Source organism: Cellulomonas sp. H30R-01 (assembly GCF_010119915.1).
Taxonomy (GTDB): Bacteria; Actinomycetota; Actinomycetes; order Actinomycetales; family Cellulomonadaceae; genus Cellulomonas; species Cellulomonas algicola.
In genome coordinates this window covers 1379766-1396026 of record NZ_CP048210.1, presented here as the reverse complement: position 1 = coordinate 1396026, position 16261 = coordinate 1379766, and the positions used below count along the sequence as shown (strand labels likewise).

Annotated in this window: 14 protein-coding genes and 1 tRNA gene; 8 read left to right on the top strand and 7 right to left on the bottom strand. The window is 72.8% G+C overall.

Annotation, left to right across the window (positions count from 1 at the left end):
* Positions 1–116 precede the first annotated feature (116 nt).
* Positions 117–2885: a DNA polymerase I gene (polA, locus tag GXP71_RS06105; protein WP_370520988.1), complete on the bottom strand. Its 2769-nt coding sequence runs from the start codon at positions 2883–2885 to the stop codon at positions 117–119.
* On the opposite strand from polA, the gene GXP71_RS06100 reads away from it, so the two are divergent.
* Positions 2884–3297, top strand: coding sequence for a PaaI family thioesterase (locus GXP71_RS06100; RefSeq protein ID WP_162351928.1), 414 nt, complete (start codon positions 2884–2886; stop codon positions 3295–3297). The genes polA and GXP71_RS06100 overlap by 2 nt on opposite strands.
* Here GXP71_RS06100 and GXP71_RS06095 read toward each other — a convergent pair.
* Positions 3213–3941 carry a GNAT family N-acetyltransferase gene (locus tag GXP71_RS06095; RefSeq protein ID WP_238402657.1) on the bottom strand — a complete coding sequence of 243 codons (729 nt, stop codon included), beginning with the start codon at positions 3939–3941 and terminating at the stop codon, positions 3213–3215. The genes GXP71_RS06100 and GXP71_RS06095 overlap by 85 nt on opposite strands.
* Before the next feature lie 312 nt (positions 3942–4253).
* On the opposite strand from GXP71_RS06095, the gene GXP71_RS06090 reads away from it, so the two are divergent.
* Genes GXP71_RS06090 through GXP71_RS06075 form a run of 4 tightly spaced genes read left to right on the top strand, consistent with a single transcriptional unit; the run spans position 4254 to position 8513 of the window.
* On the top strand, positions 4254–5687 hold the full coding sequence (locus GXP71_RS06090) for a branched-chain amino acid ABC transporter permease (protein ID WP_162351926.1): 1434 nt from the start codon (positions 4254–4256) through the stop codon (positions 5685–5687).
* 12 nt (positions 5688–5699) lie between these two features.
* On the top strand, positions 5700–6686 hold the full coding sequence (locus GXP71_RS06085) for a branched-chain amino acid ABC transporter permease (RefSeq protein WP_162351925.1): 987 nt from the start codon (positions 5700–5702) through the stop codon (positions 6684–6686).
* Positions 6676–7632 (top strand): ABC transporter ATP-binding protein, encoded by a 957-nt coding sequence (locus tag GXP71_RS06080; protein ID WP_238402656.1) that lies wholly within the window; start codon positions 6676–6678, stop codon positions 7630–7632. The genes GXP71_RS06085 and GXP71_RS06080 overlap by 11 nt, the downstream gene beginning before the upstream one ends.
* A complete protein-coding gene (locus GXP71_RS06075; RefSeq protein WP_238402655.1) occupies positions 7629–8513 on the top strand; it encodes an ABC transporter ATP-binding protein in 885 nt (294 codons plus the stop codon). The genes GXP71_RS06080 and GXP71_RS06075 overlap by 4 nt, the downstream gene beginning before the upstream one ends.
* 96 nt (positions 8514–8609) lie before the next feature.
* Here the strand turns inward: GXP71_RS06075 and GXP71_RS06070 are convergent, their stop codons facing one another.
* Positions 8610–9248: a nucleotidyltransferase family protein gene (locus GXP71_RS06070; protein ID WP_162351924.1), complete on the bottom strand. Its 639-nt coding sequence runs from the start codon at positions 9246–9248 to the stop codon at positions 8610–8612.
* Positions 9249–9305: 57 nt separating this feature from the next.
* Here GXP71_RS06070 and GXP71_RS06065 point away from each other — a divergent pair, with 57 nt between their 5' ends.
* Positions 9306–10073, top strand: coding sequence for an endonuclease/exonuclease/phosphatase family protein (locus GXP71_RS06065; protein ID WP_124342083.1), 768 nt, complete (start codon positions 9306–9308; stop codon positions 10071–10073).
* Between the two features lie 258 nt (positions 10074–10331).
* Here the strand turns inward: GXP71_RS06065 and GXP71_RS06060 are convergent, their stop codons facing one another.
* A complete protein-coding gene (locus tag GXP71_RS06060) occupies positions 10332–11600 on the bottom strand; it encodes an ABC transporter substrate-binding protein (protein ID WP_124342084.1) in 1269 nt (422 codons plus the stop codon).
* 197 nt (positions 11601–11797) lie between these two features.
* Complete coding sequence (locus GXP71_RS06055) at positions 11798–12490, bottom strand: ANTAR domain-containing response regulator (protein ID WP_124342085.1); 693 nt, start codon at positions 12488–12490, stop codon at positions 11798–11800.
* A 207-nt stretch (positions 12491–12697) separates the two neighbouring features.
* On the opposite strand from GXP71_RS06055, the gene GXP71_RS06050 reads away from it, so the two are divergent.
* Positions 12698–12771 (top strand) — tRNA-Leu (locus tag GXP71_RS06050).
* Between the two features lie 22 nt (positions 12772–12793).
* On the opposite strand, the gene GXP71_RS06045 is transcribed toward GXP71_RS06050, so the two are convergent.
* On the bottom strand, positions 12794–13264 hold the full coding sequence (locus tag GXP71_RS06045; RefSeq protein WP_162351923.1) for a GNAT family N-acetyltransferase: 471 nt from the start codon (positions 13262–13264) through the stop codon (positions 12794–12796).
* A gap of 107 nt (positions 13265–13371) precedes the next feature.
* Here GXP71_RS06045 and GXP71_RS06040 point away from each other — a divergent pair, with 107 nt between their 5' ends.
* A complete protein-coding gene (locus GXP71_RS06040; protein WP_162351922.1) occupies positions 13372–14265 on the top strand; it encodes a phenylalanine 4-monooxygenase in 894 nt (297 codons plus the stop codon).
* Between the two features lie 67 nt (positions 14266–14332).
* Here the strand turns inward: GXP71_RS06040 and GXP71_RS06035 are convergent, their stop codons facing one another.
* Positions 14333–16237, bottom strand: a complete 1905-nt coding sequence (locus GXP71_RS06035; RefSeq protein ID WP_162351921.1) for an FAD-binding monooxygenase — start codon at positions 16235–16237, stop codon at positions 14333–14335.
* Positions 16238–16261 lie beyond the last annotated feature (24 nt).

Below are 16261 nucleotides of genomic sequence, written 5' to 3'. Positions count from 1 at the left end.
GCGGTGTTTTCGTCTGGATCGTCGAAAGTCGACCGAAACCCTCGTCCGGGGAACGCGAGGGCCGCCCGCGACGGGTGTCGTCGGGCGGCCCGGGGCGCGTGGCTGGCGGCGGCGGGTCAGTGGCCCGCGTCGTGCCAGCTGCCGCCCACGCCGACGCTGACGTCGAGCGGGACGTCCAGCGGTTCGTCCTTCGCGGCGTCACCCGCCGCGGCCATCTGCTCGCGCACGAGTGCCTCGACCTCGTCGCGCTCCCCCGCCGCGACCTCGAGCACGAGCTCGTCGTGCACCTGCAGGAGCATGCGCGACGCGAGCCCGCGCCGGGTCAGCTCGCGGTCGACGCCGAGCATCGACACCTTGATGAGGTCCGCGGCGCTCCCCTGGATCGGCGCGTTCAGCGCCATGCGCTCGGCCGCCTCGCGGCGCTGCCGGTTGTCGCTCGTGAGGTCCGGCAGGTACCGGCGGCGGCCCAGGATCGTCTCGGTGTAGCCCGTCGTGCGCGCGACGTCGACGACGCCCGTGAGGTAGTCGCGCACGCCGCCGAACCGCGCGAAGTAGTCCTGCATGAGCCCCGCGGCCTCGGACACCTCGATCGACAGCTGCTGCGACAGCCCGTAGGACGACAGCCCGTACGCGAGGCCGTAGCTCATCGCCTTGATCTTCGACCGCATCGCCGACGTGACCTCGTCGGTCGGCACGCCGAACACGCGCGACCCGACGTACGAGTGCAGGTCCTCGCCCGACCGGAACGCCTCGATGAGGCCCTCGTCGCCCGAGAGGTGCGCCATGATCCGCATCTCGATCTGCGAGTAGTCCGCCGTCAGCAGCGTCTCGTAGCCCTCGCCGACCACGAACGCCCGACGGATCTGCCGGCCCGCCTCGGTGCGGATCGGGATGTTCTGCAGGTTCGGGTCCGCCGACGACAGGCGTCCCGTCGCGGCGATCGTCTGCTGGAACGTCGTGTGGATGCGACCGTCCGGCGCGACCGACCGCAGCAGGCCCTCGACCGTCTGGCGCAGCCGGATCGCGTCGCGGTGCGCGAGCAGGTGCTCGAGGAACGGGTGCTGCGTGCGCGCGAACAGGTCGGTGAGCGACGCGGCGTCGGTCGTGTACCCCGTCTTGATCCGCTTGGTCTTCGGCATGCCGAGCTGGTCGAACAGCACCTCCTGGAGCTGCTTCGGCGAGCCGAGGTTCACCTCGCGGCCGATCACCGCGTACGCGTCGGCCGCGGCGCCCTGCACCTGGCCGTCGAACGACTTCTCGAGCGACGACAGGTACGGCTGGTCGGTCGCGATGCCCGTCCGCTCCATGCGCGCCAGCACGTCGACGAGCGGCAGCTCGAGCTCGTGGAGCAGTCGCTCCGCCCCCCGGTCGGCGAGGTCGCCCGCGAGGACGTCGGCGAGGTCGCGCACCGCGGAAGCACGCACCGCGGCGCGGCGGCCCTCGTCGGTGCCGTCGAGCTCGAGGTCGAGGGCGCCCTGGCCGCCGACCTCCGCCTCCTGCGCACCGAGCTCACGCCGCAGGTACCCGATCGCGAGGTCCGCGAGGTCGTACGCGCGCCGGTCCGGCTGGCACAGGTACGCGGCGAGCTCGGTGTCGAACGTGACGCCCGCGAGCGTGAGGCCACGGCCGCGCAGCGCGTGCCACGCCTCCTTCGCGGCGTGCACGACCTTGGGACGGTCGGCGTCGGCGAGCCACGCGGCGAGCGCGGTCTCGTCGGCGGGGTCGATCTCGGCGAGGTCGAACGCGGCGGCCTGGCCGGCGTCGTCGGCCAGCGCGACGCCCCACGCGTCGCCGCCGGCGGGTGCGCCCGAGCCGCGGACGTCGAGGCCGAGCATCCGGTCGGCGCGTCCGGCGAGCCACTCCGCGAGGTCGCCGGCGCCCAGGACGGCGAGGTCCAGGGCTGCGGCGGCGACGGCGGCGGGCTTCTCGCTCTCGTCGGGGAGCATCGCGAAGAGGCGGTCGCGCAGGGTGCGGAACTCGAGCTCGTCGAGGATGGTGTGGAGGGCGTGGCGGTCCCAGGGGCGGGCGGCGAGGTCCTCGGGGCCGAGCGGGAGCTCGAGGTCGTCGACGAGGCGGTTGAGCTGGCGGTTGAGGCGGACCTGGTCGAGGTTGTCGCGCAGTGCCTCGCCGGCCTTGCCGGTGACCTTGTCGGCGTTGTCGAGGATGCCCTCGAGGCCGTCGAACTGGCCGATCCACTTGGCGGCGGTCTTGGGACCGACGCCGGGGATGCCCGGCAGGTTGTCGCTCGACTCGCCGACGAGGGCAGCGAGGTCCGGGTAGCGCTCGGGCGGGACGCCGTACTTCGCCTCGACCGCGGCGGGGGTCATGCGCGCGAGCTCGGAGACGCCCTTGACGGGGTAGAGCACGGTGACGTCGTCGTTGACGAGCTGGAACGCGTCGCGGTCGCCGGTGATGACGAGGACCTGCATGCCCTGCGCGCGGGCCTGCCGCGAGAGCGTCGCGAGGACGTCGTCGGCCTCGTAGTCGGGCTTGGTGATGACGGGGATGTGCATGGTGTCGAGCACGCGGCGGATGACGTCGACCTGACCGCGGAACGGCTCGGGCGTGGCGTCGCGGTTGCCCTTGTACGCCTCGTACTGCTGGGTGCGGAAGGTCGTGCGGCCGAGGTCGAACGCGACGGCGACGTGCGTGGGCTCCTCGTCGCGCAGGAGGTTGGCGAGCATCGAGGTGAACCCGAAGACGGCGTTGGTCGGGTCGCCGGTGGAGGTCGCGAACTTGTCGACGGGGAGCGCGAAGAACGCGCGGTAGGCCATCGAGTGCCCGTCGATGAGCAGGAGCCGCGCGGGCCCGGCGGGTGCGGCCGGGGCGGTCGTGGACAGGGCGGCTGGCTGTGCGTCGCTCACGGGTGCCAACCTATCTGCCATGTCCGACACCACCGACGCGCTCGCCGCGATGCCGCCCGTCACCGGGACCCTGCTCGAGCGGATGGGGATCGAGGTGCTCGAGCTGTCCGCGGACCGCACGGTCGGCTCGATGCCCGTGGAGGGGAACACGCAGCCGTACGGGCTGCTGCACGGCGGCGCGTCGGCCGTCCTGGCGGAGACGCTCGCGTCCTACGCGGCCCAGGTGCACGCGGGTGCAGGGCGGGCGGCGGTGGGCATCGAGATCAACGCGACGCACCACCGGTCGGCCCGTTCGGGCGTGGTGACCGGTGCGGCGACCGCGCTGCACCTCGGGTCGAGCCTCGCGAGCTACGAGGTCGTCGTCGAGGACGAGGACGGCCGGCGGCTCTGCACGGCGAGGGTGACCTGCATGCTGATCGACGCGCGGCGCTGAGCCGCCGCGTCGACCCGGGGCGTCGGGACGGACGGCACGGGCTCGACGAACCCGGTCGCGCGGATACGACCCTGGCGGCGGCGCGCGATGAGGTCCTCGATCCCGCGGGATCCCGCGCGGCGCGGCACCCCCGTGTGCGTGGCGGGCGCGAGGTCGTGCGCGAGGCGCCGCTGCAGGGCGGAGGTCGTGACGACGCGGTGCGCGGCGGCGGGTGCGAAGCCGAGTCGGGCCAGGAACCGCTGCATGCCGCGCGCGCCGGGCAGCGGGAGCGCGTAGAGCTCGGTCGCCCCGACCTGCTCGGCGTGCGCGACCGCCTCGGCGAGCAGCGCGTGGCCGAGGCCGCGGCGGCGCGCGTCGGGCAGGACGTAGACGGCCTCGAGGTTCATGCTGACGACGTCGGTGAACGGTCCGGGGCCGACGACGCGCGCCAGGAGCAGCCCGCTCGGGACGCCGTCGACGGAGCCGAGGAGGACGAGCCCGCCGGGTGCGCCTCGGAGCGCACCCAGCTGGTCGCGGAGGCGGTCGGCGTCGTCGGTGCACAGCTGCGCGCCCACGGCGGCCTCGCGTCGCGCCGCCAGGCAGACGGCGACGAGATCCTCGAGGTCGTCCGGGCAGGCGGCACGGACGTCGGTTCCTGGGCGCACGGCGGCGAGCCTCCAGACGGGACGAGGGGATCCGGTCGGGCGGTACCGTCCTGCCCAGGCGGCACCGGAACCGATCATGGCGCAGGGGGTCGCCACCTGCCTAGTCCCCGGAGGTCCCGGGTGAAGTCGGACCTGGACGGACGCCCAGGTCCGCCGCGACACGGATCACTCGATCGGCACCGGCTCTCGCGTTCACGTAATGAACAAGACACAATCCCTCCCTATCGTCCTGCCACCCGGCTGGACGACGCACGCTCGACAGCGCCGCCGAGCCACTGCTCGCGCACGACCCGAACTGGACGGAGGTCCCAGGTGCGATCACGCGCACTGGACCGCAGCGCCCTCTTGCTGCAAGCCCGGCGAACCGCCGCCCCCCTGCTCCTGCTCCTCGTCGCCGCGGCGATGCTCCTGGTCGCGCCGCCCGCGCGGGCCGCCGCGCCCGTCGTGGCCGCGGCGCAGGCCTGCGTGGCCGACGCGACCACCGGCTGCATCGTCGGCACGCTGCGCACGTCGACGGGCGACCCCGTCACGGGCGCCGTCGTGCAGGCCGTCGGCCCCGCCGGCGAGCTCACCGCGACGTCCGACGCCACGGGCCGCTGGTCCATCCCCGTCACGGAGCCCGGCGAGTACGTCGTCACGCTCGACGTCGCCACGATCCCCGCGGGCGAGGTGCTGCGCCAGCCCGGGAACAACCCGCGCACGGTGCAGGTCGGCCTCGGCGCGTCCGCAGCGGCCCTGTTCCCGCTCGGCGAGCCCGCCGCGGGCGGGTCCGGAGGCGGTGACGAGCCCAGCGACGGCCCGACGCCCACCCCGGGCACCGACGACGGCGGCACGCAGTCGTCCTCGACCGGCGGCGGCGGCATCACCGCGTCCCGCGTCGCGCAGCTCACCGTCAACGGGCTGGTGTTCGGCACGCTGCTCGCGCTCGCGAGCGTGGGCCTCTCGCTCATCTACGGCACGACGGGCCTGAGCAACTTCGCGCACGGCGAGCAGGTGTCGCTCGGCGGCATCCTCGCGTACGTCGGCACGCAGCTCGTCGGGCTCCCGCTGATCCCCTCGGCGATCATCGCGGTGGTCCTCGGTGCGGCGTCCGGGTGGCTGCAGGACGCGGTCCTGTGGCGCCCGCTGCGCCGGCGCGGCGTCGGCATGATCCAGCAGATGATCGTGACGATCGGCCTGTCGATGGCGATCTCGTACGTGTACCAGTTCTTCTTCGGGGCCGGTCCGCTGCGCATCGTCACCGAGACCCCGACGTCCGTGACGCTCGGGCCCGTACGCCTCACCGTGACGACGCTGTGGTCGATGCTCATCGCGGTCGTCGCGCTGGCGGGGGTCGCGTACTTCCTGCTGCGGACCCGGGCCGGGCGCGCCACGCGCGCCGTCTCCGACAACCCGGCCCTGTCCGCCGCGTCCGGCATCTCCGTCAACCGGACGATCCGCCTCGTGTGGGTCATCGGTGCGGGGCTCGCGGCGCTCGGCGGCGTGCTCGTCGGCCTCTACTTCGGCGCGACGTCGTGGTACTCGGGCGGCGCGATGCTGCTGCTCATGTTCGCGGCCGTCACCCTCGGCGGCCTCGGTGCCGCGTTCGGGGCGCTCGCCGGATCGATCGTCATCGGCCTCGTCGTCGAGCTGTCGAGCCTCTGGATCCCGACCGACATGCGCTACGCGTCGGCGCTCGTGATCCTCATCCTCGTCCTGCTGGTACGGCCGCAGGGCATCCTCGGCCGCGCGACGCGCGTCGGATAACGGAGACACACCATGGACTGGTCACGCATCCTCCCGATCGTCGTCGGCGAGTTCTTCGCGCCGACGACCGCCGCGTACGCGCTCGCCGCGATCGGCCTCAACATCCACTTCGGCCTCACCGGCCTGCTCAACATGGGCCAGGCGGGCTTCATGCTCCTCGGCGCGTACGGCTTCGCGATCGCCACGATCGCCGGCTGGCCGCTGTGGGCCGCGGTGCTCGTCGCCATCGCCGCCGCGACCGTGTTCGCGCTCATCCTCGGCATCCCCACGCTGAAGCTCCGCGGCGACTACCTCGCGATCGTCACGATCGCCGCCGCCGAGATCGTGCGCCTCGTCGGACGCTCGACGGCCCTCACGGACCTGACGGGCGCGTCGAGCGGCCTGCGCGGCAACCAGTACAAGCACACGTTCCAGGACGCCTCACCGTTCCCCGACGGGAACTGGGCGATCGGGCCGTTCGAGTACGCGGTCAACGCGTCGAACAGCTGGTGGCTGCGCCTCGTCGGCTGGGCCGTGGTGCTGCTCGCCTGCCTCCTCGTGTGGCTGCTCATCCGCTCGCCGTGGGGTCGCGTGCTCAAGGGCATCCGCGAGGACGAGGACGCGGTGCGCTCGCTCGGCAAGAACGTCTACAGCTACAAGATGCAGTCGCTCGTGCTCGGCGGCGTGATCGGTGCGATCGCAGGCATCCTGTACGTCCTGCCACGCGCCGTCCAACCCGACTCGATGGGGCGCTCCATGACGTTCTTCGTCTGGACGATCCTGCTGCTCGGCGGCGCCGCGACCGTGTTCGGTCCCGTGCTCGGCTCCCTCATCTTCTGGGCCGTGCTCGCGTTCATCAAGATCACGATGCGCGAGGTCGTCCCGACGACGGTCCTGCGCAACGAGCAGATCGAGCAGTTCGGCTGGATCATCGTCGGCGTCACGCTGATGCTGCTGATCATCTTCCGGCCACAAGGCATCCTCGGCGACAAGAAGGAGCTCGCGATCAATGCCCACTGAGCCTCCTGCCGCCGTGCCCTCCACCGCCGCGCCCTCGACCGCTGCCCGCGACGCCGCGGTCGCCGCGCTGCGCGACGTGCCGCACGAGCCCGGCGCACGCAAGCCCGACCCGATCCTCGTCGCGGACGACGTCCGCCGGCACTTCGGCGGCGTCAACGCCGTCGACGTCGACCACGTCGAGGTCCAGCGCGGTGCCATCACGGCCCTCATCGGACCGAACGGCGCCGGCAAGACGACCCTGTTCAACCTGCTCACGGGCTTCGACAAGCCCAACAGCGGGCGCTGGACGTTCGACGGGAAGTCGCTCGGCGGCGTCCCGGCCGCCCGCGTCGCGCGGGCCGGCATGGTCCGCACGTTCCAGCTGACCAAGGCGCTCAACCGCATGACCGTCATCGAGAACATGCGGCTCGGCGCCACGCAGCAACCCGGCGAGAACCTGTTCGCCGCGCTCGTCGCGCCGCTGTGGCGCGGTCGCGAGCAGGAGATCACGGCGCAGGCCGAGGAGCTCCTCGCGCGGTTCAAGCTCGACACCAAGCGCGACGACTTCGCCGGCAGCCTGTCGGGCGGCCAGCGCAAGCTGCTCGAGATGGCGCGCGCGCTCATGGCGAAGCCGCGGATGATCATGCTCGACGAGCCGATGGCCGGCGTGAACCCGGCGCTCACGCAGTCGCTGCTGGGGCACATCCAGGCGCTGCGCGACGACGGCACGACCGTGCTGTTCGTCGAGCACGACATGCACATGGTGCGGCACATCTCCGACTGGGTGATCGTGATGACGGAGGGCCGCATCGTCGCCGAGGGGCCGCCGGAGTCCGTCATGCAGAACCCCGCCGTGATCGACGCCTACCTCGGCGCGCACCACGACACCGACCTCGGGGACGACGCGCTCCTCGACGACGCCGTGCTCGAGCAGCTCCGGGCCGAGGACGAGGAGGGGTCGCGATGAGCGACGCGATGGACGCCGTCACCCGGGACGACCACGACGCCGCCCCCGCCGACACGGCGGTCGCCGTCGGCGACCGGGCCGCGCTGCACCGCGGTGCGCCTCCCGGCGAGCCGCTGCTCGCAGCGACGGACCTCGTCGCCGGGTACCTGCCGGGCGTCGACATCCTCAACGGGTGCAACCTCGTGCTGCACCCCGGGGAGCTCGTCGGCATCATCGGGCCGAACGGCGCGGGCAAGTCGACGCTGCTCAAGTCCTTGTTCGGGCTCGTGCCCGTCCGCTCGGGTTCGGTCACGCTCGGCGGCGAGGCGATCACGAACCTGCGCGCGGACCACCTGGTGCGACGCGGCGTCGGGTTCGTGCCGCAGACGAACAACGTGTTCCCCTCGCTCACGATCGAGGAGAACCTGCAGATGGGGGCCTACCAGGCGCCCCGCAAGTTCAACGAGCGGTTCGCCTTCGTGGCCGACCTGTTCCCGACCCTGGGCGAACGCCGCAAGCAGCGGGCGGGGTCCCTGTCGGGCGGCGAGCGGCAGATGGTCGCGATGGCGCGCGCGCTCATGATGGAGCCGACCGTCCTGCTGCTCGACGAGCCGTCGGCGGGCCTGTCCCCCGTCAAGCAGGACGAGACGTTCCTGCGGACGCGGCGCATCAACAAGGCGGGTGTGTCCGTGGTCATCGTCGAGCAGAACGCGCGCCGTGCGCTGCAGATCTGCGACCGCGGCTACGTGCTCGACCAGGGCCGCAACGCCTACTCCGGGCCCGGCCGGGACCTCATGCACGACCCGAAGGTCATCCAGCTGTACCTCGGCACGCTCGCGACCGACGTCGAGAGTGCCGCACGCCGGCCCGACGAGACGGGCACGCCGCCGGCGGGCGCCTGACGGACGTGGACGGCCCTGACGGCCCGCGGGACGCCTCCCGCGGGCCGTCAGGCGTCCGTGCCCGTCGCTGCCGGCCCCGCCTGCCGGTTCGCCCCGTCAGGGGGCGTCGGCCGACGCGGTGCCGGTCCGACCCGGCTCGACCCGGACCTCCCTGTGCGGGCGCCCCGTGATGCCGAGCTCGTCCGCGAGGAACAGGAACGCCTTCCCGTACGGGTGGTCGCGCACGTCGTCGCGCACGACGTCCCAGTCGATCTGCTCGCGCAGCGCCCGCACGATCGCGAGCAGGCGGCCGAAGTCGCACGCGTGCTCTCCCAGCACCCGCATCTTCGTCGACACGATCTGCGTCGCGCCCAGCACCGGCATGCGCACCGCGAGAACCTCGAGCTCGTCGCTGTGCTCGAGCAGCTCGCGCGTGACGGGCTCGCCCACCATGCGGAACAGCACGTCCACGAGCTGCCCGTGGTGGAACGCCTTGAACAGCCAGTTCTCGGCGGGCTGCTCGACGACCAGGCCCGCCGCGGCGATCGCCGCCTTCGCGCGCTCCACGTCCTCCTCCGGCACCGCGAAGTCCGCGTCGTGGCTCGGCTCGGGCGCGCCGCGCGCCCACGCGGCGTACCCGCCGACGAGTGCGAACGGGATCTGCGCGTCCGTGAGCGCGACCGCGACGAGCCGCAGGCCGTCCTGCAGCGCCGTGCGGTCGTCCGGCGGGTTCTCGAGGGCTCCCTGCACCGTCATCGGGCCATCCTTCATCCCGCCGCGCAGACCCGCAGGTCGACGACGAGAATCGCGAGGGTGCGACTCGCGACCTTCAACATCCTGCACGGCCGCTCCACCGTCGACGGCGAGGTGGACCTCGACCGGTTCGCCGCCGCGGTGCGCGGCCTCGACGCGGACGTGCTCGCCCTCCAGGAGGTCGACCGTGACCAGCCCCGGTCGCACGGCGCCGACCTCACCGTCGTGGCGGCTGACGCGATGGGCGCGCCGCACCACCGGTTCGTCGCGACGCTGCACGGCGAGCCCGGCCTCTGGACGGCGGCGACCGGCGACCGCGAGCCGTCAGCCGCGCGGTACGGCATCGCGCTGCTGAGCCGGCACCCGGTCCGCGAGTGGCGCGTCCTGACGCTCCCGACGCTGCGTCGCCGCGCACCCGTGCGGTGGCCCGGGGAACGGTGGCCGACGCTCGTGCGGGACGAGCCGCGCGCGGCGCTCGCCGCGGTCGTCGACGGGCCCGCGTTCACACTGACCGTGGTCGCGACGCACCTCACGTTCATCCCCGGCTGGAACGTCCGACAGCTGCGGCACCTGGTGGGGCAGGTGCAGCCGCTCCCCCGCCCGCTCGTCCTCATGGGCGACCTCAACCTCGAGCCGGACCGCCCGCAGCGCGCGACGGGCATGCGGCCGCTCGCGACCGTCCCGACCTACCCCGTGGGCGTCCCCGAGCGCCAACTCGACCACGTGCTCGCCGACGGGCCGCTGCACGTGTCCCGGCCGGCCGTCTCGGTCGACACCGGCCTGTCCGACCACCGCGCCCTCGTCCTGGACGTCGCGCTGCCCGCGTGAGCCGGTCCCCGCTGCGCGCCCTTGAGGCACCTGACAGCTCACGGACGTGGCCGGAGGGGACGACGGGACGCCCCCGCGGGACGTCGGCGCCGCAGAGACGCCCTGCCGGACGTGCTCGGGGCACGCCACGGCCCTCCGCACCCGCGGGCGGCGCTCCGGAGGTACGGGCCCGCCGGGAACGCCCGAGGGGCCGGCGCGGCTGGTGCCGCACCGACCCCTCGGTCACGTCCGACGGGCGCGCGCCCGTCACGTCTGCGTTCAGCCGACCTCGCCGAACTCCGACTTCGTGAACGTGTACTTGTTGTCCGCACCGAACGTGTACACACCGATGTACGCGGAGGACGGGTCGTTGTCCGCGTTGAACGGACCGACGCCCGAGACGGCCTCGTAGTCGATGTCCTTGCCGTCGTCGAGCAGCTTGACGCAGTCGGCGAACGTGTCGCACTTCTCGCCACCGTCGGCACCCGAGACCGCGGCCAGGTTGGCCTGGATGGTCTCACCGTCGGTGTCGCCGCCCTTCACCGCGGCGAGCGCGGCGAGGATCGTGGCGTCGTACGACTCGGCGGCGTACGAGTAGTCGCTCAGCGAGTCGTTGACCTCGGCGAGCCGGGCCTGGAACTCCTCGCTCGGGAACGCACCGGGCAGGGTGCCCTGGGCGCCCTCGAGCAGGCCGGCCTGGAACTCCTCGCCGAACTGCGTGAGGTTGCCGTCGACGAAGTAGACCTTCGACATGTCGTAGCCCTGCGCGGCCAGCTCGCTGATGATGAGCGGCGTCTGCGTGGTGAACGCGATGATCGCGATCGCGTCCGGCCCGGCCGCCAGCGCGTTGCTGACGATCGAGGTGTAGTTCGTCTCGTTCGGGTCGAACTCCTGGCCGGCGGAGCCGTACGCGAGGGTCGCGCCCGAGTCCGTGACGACCTTCTCGACGACGTCGCGCAGCGACGTGCCGTAGTCGTCGTTGAAGACGAGGATGCCGGGGTTCACGGCGCCGTCACCGAGGATCAGGTTGGCGAGCGCGGAGCCCTGGACGGTGTCCGGCGGGGCGGTGCGGAAGTAGAAGTCGTTCGTCCCGGACAGGTCCGTCGCCGTGTTGGCGGGCGAGATCTGCACGATCTTGGCGCCGGTGATGTCGTCGATGACGTTGCGCGTCACCGAGGAGGACGCGGCACCGACGATGACCGAGACGTCCTGGCTGATGAGGTCCTGCACCGACTGGGTGGCGACCTCGGCGTGCTCGGCGTCCGAGGAGTCGGTGTGCACGGCCTCGACGTCCGAGCCGAGGACCCCGCCTGCTTCGTTGATGTCCTTGACCGCGAGGTCGACGCCGGCGATCTCGGGCGGGCCGAGCTGCGCGAGCGAGCCGGTCTGCGGCAGCAGCGTGCCGATCTTGAGCGCGGCGGCCGAGTCGGAGCCGCCGTCGGTCGCGTCGTCGCCGCTGTCGCCGTCCCCGCCGCTGCACGCGGCGAGGATCAGCGCGGCAGCGCCCGCCAGGGCTGCGGCCCTGACTGCGTGTGTCGAACGAATCATGCGTGGTACCCCTCTTGTCGAGTACTGCGTCCCGCCGATCCCTGGTGGGGACCGGTGCAGTGTGGCGCGAAGGTAACCAGTCTTTGTATCCGGGATGTGAATGTCTCTGTCTCAGGGCATGTTTGTTGCAGAGTTGTGACAAAAGTGAGGCCGGTCGAGCGTGATGCTCGACCGGCCTCGTGACCGTGGGGCGGGCGTCAGGACGCCCCGCCGCCGACCTGCTCGATGACGGCGTCGGCGACCTCGCGCATGGTGAGGCGGCGGTCCATCGACGTCTTCTGGATCCAGCGGAACGACTCGGGCTCGGTGAGGCCCATCTTGGTCATGAGCAGGCCCTTCGCGCGGTCCACGCGCTTGCGGGTCTCGAACCGCTCGGCCAGGTCGGCGACCTCGGACTCGAGGGCGCTGATCTGCGCGTACCGCGAGATGGCGATCTCGACCGCGGGCAGCAGGTCGGCCGGGCTGAACGGCTTGACGACGTACGCCATCGCACCGGCGTCGCGCGCGCGCTCGACGAGCTCGGTCTGCGAGAACGCGGTGAGGAGCACGACGGGCGCGAGGTGCGCCTTGCCGATGCGCTCGGCCGCGGAGATGCCGTCGAGGACGGGCATCTTCACGTCCATGACGACGACGTCGGGCTTGAGCTCGGTCGCGAGGGCGACCGCCTGCTCGCCGTCACCGGCCTCGCCGACGACGTCGAAGCCCGCGTCGCGGAGCGTCTCGACGACGTCCATGCGGATGAGGGCCTCGTCCTCGGCGACGACCGCGCGGCGCGCCGGGCGTCCCGTGGTGCTGCTCGCGGGCTCGGGGGCCGGCTCCGCCGCCGGGGCCGCGCTCGGCAGGTCGAGGGGGGTCGCCTCGGTGGGCTCGGGGGTCTCGTCCGTGGTCACGGTGCACAGCGTAGTCGCCGTGGGTGGGCGGGTTGCGGGCAACCGGTGCTGTGACGTACGCCGCAGCAGGTGGGCGCGTCGGCGGCGGTGCTCACGGGGGCGGTGCGTCGTGGGCGGCGACGCGGTCGACCCGTGCGCCGCGGCGGTGTCCGCGTGCTGGTGACCCACGGTCGGGCGGGTCCGGTTCGCGTCTATCCTGACGGCCTGGCCCCGATAGCCCAACCGGCAGAGGCGTTCGGCTCAAACCCGATCCAGTGTGGGTTCGAATCCCACTCGGGGCACCGCTCGACCACCGACGAGGTGTCAGGGCAGGCGGCGGGACATGGCGAAGTTCGTCAACGTCACCCCGCGCCGGACCGGCTGCTGCTCCGCCGTGACGACGAAGCCGTGCGCCTCGAAGAAGGGGCGCGCGGTGAGGCTCGCGTGGGTCGTCAGCGTGGACGCACCGTCGCGGACGGCCGCGTCGTACGCCCATGCGAGGAGCGCCGAGGCGACGCCCGTGCGGCCGACCGCGGGGTCGACGAACATCATGTCGACGTATCCGTCCGGGTCGACGTCGGTGAAGCCGACGACGCGCCCGTCGACCTCCGCGACGACCGTGCGCCGCGCGGCCCGGCGGTGCGCCCAGGCCGTGAGGTCGACGTCGTCGGGCGCCCAGGCGGCGAGCTGCTCCGGCGTGTAGTCCGCGGCCGCGGTGACGCGGATCGCGGCGAGGAACACGTCGAGGGTGGCCTGCGCGTCGTCGGGCGCGTAGGGACGGATCGTCGGGGGCATCACGCCACGCTAGCGACGCCGGCGACGCACCTCGCACGGGGACCGGCGCGGCCGGAGCGCACGACCGGGGGATGCGTCGGCGCGGGGTTCGGCGTAGAACGGGTCGCATGTTCGAAGAGGGCCAGCTGTACGCCCCCGTCACCGCGGACGAGGACGGCAAGGCCAGGGTTCACCTCGCGGACGACCACCCCGGCGCGAAGGACGAGGAGTACCGGCGACGACGCGACGAGATCGCGGCGCCGGCGCTCGCGTGGCGGCCCGGCGATCCCGTGCCGCGCGTGGAGTACACGGACACCGAGAACCGGATCTGGGAGACGGTGTGCCGGGAGCTCGCGCCGAAGCACGAGCGGCTCGCGATCCGCGGTTACCTCGAGGGCAAGGAGGCGCTCGGGCTGCCGACGGACCACGTGCCGCAGCTCGACGAGGTGAGCGCCGGGCTGATGCCGCTCAGCGGGTTCCGGCTGCACCCGGCCGCCGGGCTCGTGCCGCTCGACGTGTTCTACGGGTCGCTCGCGGACGGGGTCTTCCACTCGACGCAGTACCTGCGGCACGCGTCGCAGCCGCTCTACACGCCGGAGCCGGACATCCTCCACGAGGTCGTCGGGCACTGCAATCTCCTCGCGAACCCGGCGATCGCCGAGGTCAAGCGGCGTGCGGGCGAGGCCGCGCGACGGTGCGAGACGCCCGAGGGTCTGCAGTACGTGGCGGACGTCTTCTGGTTCACGATCGAGTTCGGCGTGATGGACGAGGGCGGCGAGCTGCGCGCCTACGGGGCCGGCCTGCTGTCGTCGTACGGGGAGATCGAGGAGTTCCGCGGCGCGGACATCCGGCCGGTGGACTTCCACCAGATGGCGACGCTCGCGTACGACATCAGCCACTACCAGCCGGTCCTGTTCGCGTGCGACGGCATGGGCGAGCTGACGGACCGGGTCGGGGGTTTCTTCGCGGAGTTCGACGACGAGACGCCCGCTCGCCTCGCCCGCGAGGCCGCGCGCGTGTGACGTGCCCCGCGCGGCGGGTCGGCGTGCCGTCCGCCCGCGTCGGCCCGCCGCGGACCACCCGGAGTGGTCAGTCGACGGGCTCGCGCGCCGGCACGAGCAGGTGCTGCCGGAAGAACGCCGCGAGGTCCGCGGTCGCGTCGAGCGGGAGGACGGCCGCGACGTACTGGTCGGGGCGGACGACGACGACGCAGCCGTCCCGGTCGACGCCGCGCCGCTCGAAGACGTCCTCGCCGGGGTCCGCGGCGAACACCTTCTCGTAGTCGACGAGGTCGAACGGGCCGGTGCGGGGCAGGAACAGCGCGGGCACGCGCGTGACGTCGACGTCGACGTGGCGCTGCTGGTAGACGACCTTGACGTCGAGCAGCGCGTCGAGCGCGTCGCCCTCGCGTGCGTGCGCGAGGACGGGTGAGCCGGGCGACGTCGTCATCCACTCGGCCCAGTCCGCGAGCGCGGACCGCTCCCCCGCGGCGGGCCGGTCGGCGAAGGCGTAGACGCGCCAGCGGCCGTCGGCGCGGTGCTGGTGGCCGAGGTGCAGCGGGTTGGCGTCGGCGACGCGGACGACGGGCGCGGACTTGAAGCGCTTGCCGAGGGGGAAGCCGGTGGCGAGGTGCTGGTGCGTGGGGTCCGCGACGAGCATCGACGGCGGGTACTCGGTCATGAAGCCGAAGAGGAACTCGGTGGTGCGGACGTAGAAGGCGGCGAGCTCGCCGGGGTCGAGCTCCTCGGGTCTGCGGGCCATGAGGGAGGACCACTCGCGGTCGAAGTCGATGAGGTTCTGGGCGATGACCTGGCGTTCGGCGGAGTAGGTGGCGAGGAGGGTCTCGGGGCTGCGGCCGGACAGGACGTGGCCGAGCTTCCAGGCGAGGTTGAAGCCGTCCTGCATGGAGACGTTCATGCCCTGGCCGGCCTTGGCGCTGTGGGTGTGGCAGGCGTCGCCGGCGATGAAGACGCGCGGGGTGCGGGTGCCGCGCTGGTCGAGGGGGACGTCGTCGAAGCGGTCGGTGACGCGGTGGCCGACCTCGTAGACGCTGTGCCAGGCGACGGAGCGGACGTCGAGGGTGTAGGGCCGCAGGATGGTGTTGGCGTGGTCGACGATCTGGTCGATCGTGGTGGCGCGGACGGCGTCGCGGGTGTCGGGGTGGACCTCGCCGAGGTCGACGTACATGCGGAACAGGTGCCCGCCCTCGCGCGGGATGAGCAGGATGCTGCCGCCGGTGCCGGACTGGATGGCGCACTTGAGGCGGATGTCGGGGAAGTCGGTGACGGCGAGGACGTCCATGACGCCCCAGGCGTGGAAGGCGCTGTCGCCGCGGGGGACGCAGCCGATGGCGCGGCGGACGTCGCTGTGGGCGCCGTCGGCGCCGAGGACGTAGCGCGCGCGGACGGTCTTGTCGGTGCCGGCGTCGTCGCCGGTGGTGCGGGTGAGGTGCACGGTGACGGGGTGGTCGCCGTGGTCGGCAACGTGCAGGTCGCGGAAGGCGTAGCCGTAGTCGGGGCGCATGCGGGTGGGGGCGTTCGTCATGAACTCGGCGAAGTGGTCGAGGACGCGGGCCTGGTTGACGATGAGGTGCGGGAACTCGCTGATGCCCGAGGGGTCGTCGGGCGGTCGTTCGCCGCGGACGATGCGGGTGGGGTCGGCGGGGTCGGGGTGCCAGAAGCACATCTCGGTGATGCGGTAGGCCTCCTCGGCGATGCGGCCGGCGAAGCCGAACGCCTGGAAGGTCTCGACGCTGCGGGCCTGGATGCCGTCGGCCTGGCCGATGGCGAGGCGTCCGGGGCGGCGGTCGACGATGCGGGTGGTGACGTCGGGGAACTGGGAGAGCTGGGCGGCGGCGATCATGCCGGCGGGTCCGGTGCCGACGACGAGGACGTCGACCTCGTCGGGCAGGTCGTCGGGGCGGTCGAGGCCGACGCCGGCCGCGGGCTGGACCCGGGGGTCGCCCGAGACGTAGCCGTGGTGGTGGAACTGCATGGTGCGACTCCCCCGGACGTCGTT

Bases quoted from the DNA above. Each gene is read 5' to 3' on its own strand.
- GXP71_RS06075 (WP_238402655.1), top strand. From the start codon at position 7,629: ATGAGCGACGCGATGGACGCCGTCACCCGGGACGACCACGACGCCGCC.
- GXP71_RS06085 (WP_162351925.1), top strand. From the start codon at position 5,700: ATGGACTGGTCACGCATCCTCCCGATCGTCGTCGGCGAGTTCTTCGCG.
- GXP71_RS06100 (WP_162351928.1), top strand. From the start codon at position 2,884: ATGTCCGACACCACCGACGCGCTCGCCGCGATGCCGCCCGTCACCGGG.
- GXP71_RS06060 (WP_124342084.1), bottom strand. From the start codon at position 11,600: ATGATTCGTTCGACACACGCAGTCAGGGCCGCAGCCCTGGCGGGCGCT.
- GXP71_RS06045 (WP_162351923.1), bottom strand. From the start codon at position 13,264: ATGCCCCCGACGATCCGTCCCTACGCGCCCGACGACGCGCAGGCCACC.
- GXP71_RS06070 (WP_162351924.1), bottom strand. From the start codon at position 9,248: ATGACGGTGCAGGGAGCCCTCGAGAACCCGCCGGACGACCGCACGGCG.
- GXP71_RS06035 (WP_162351921.1), bottom strand. From the start codon at position 16,237: ATGCAGTTCCACCACCACGGCTACGTCTCGGGCGACCCCCGGGTCCAG.
- GXP71_RS06080 (WP_238402656.1), top strand. From the start codon at position 6,676: ATGCCCACTGAGCCTCCTGCCGCCGTGCCCTCCACCGCCGCGCCCTCG.
- GXP71_RS06040 (WP_162351922.1), top strand. From the start codon at position 13,372: ATGTTCGAAGAGGGCCAGCTGTACGCCCCCGTCACCGCGGACGAGGAC.
- polA (WP_370520988.1), bottom strand. From the start codon at position 2,885: ATGGCAGATAGGTTGGCACCCGTGAGCGACGCACAGCCAGCCGCCCTG.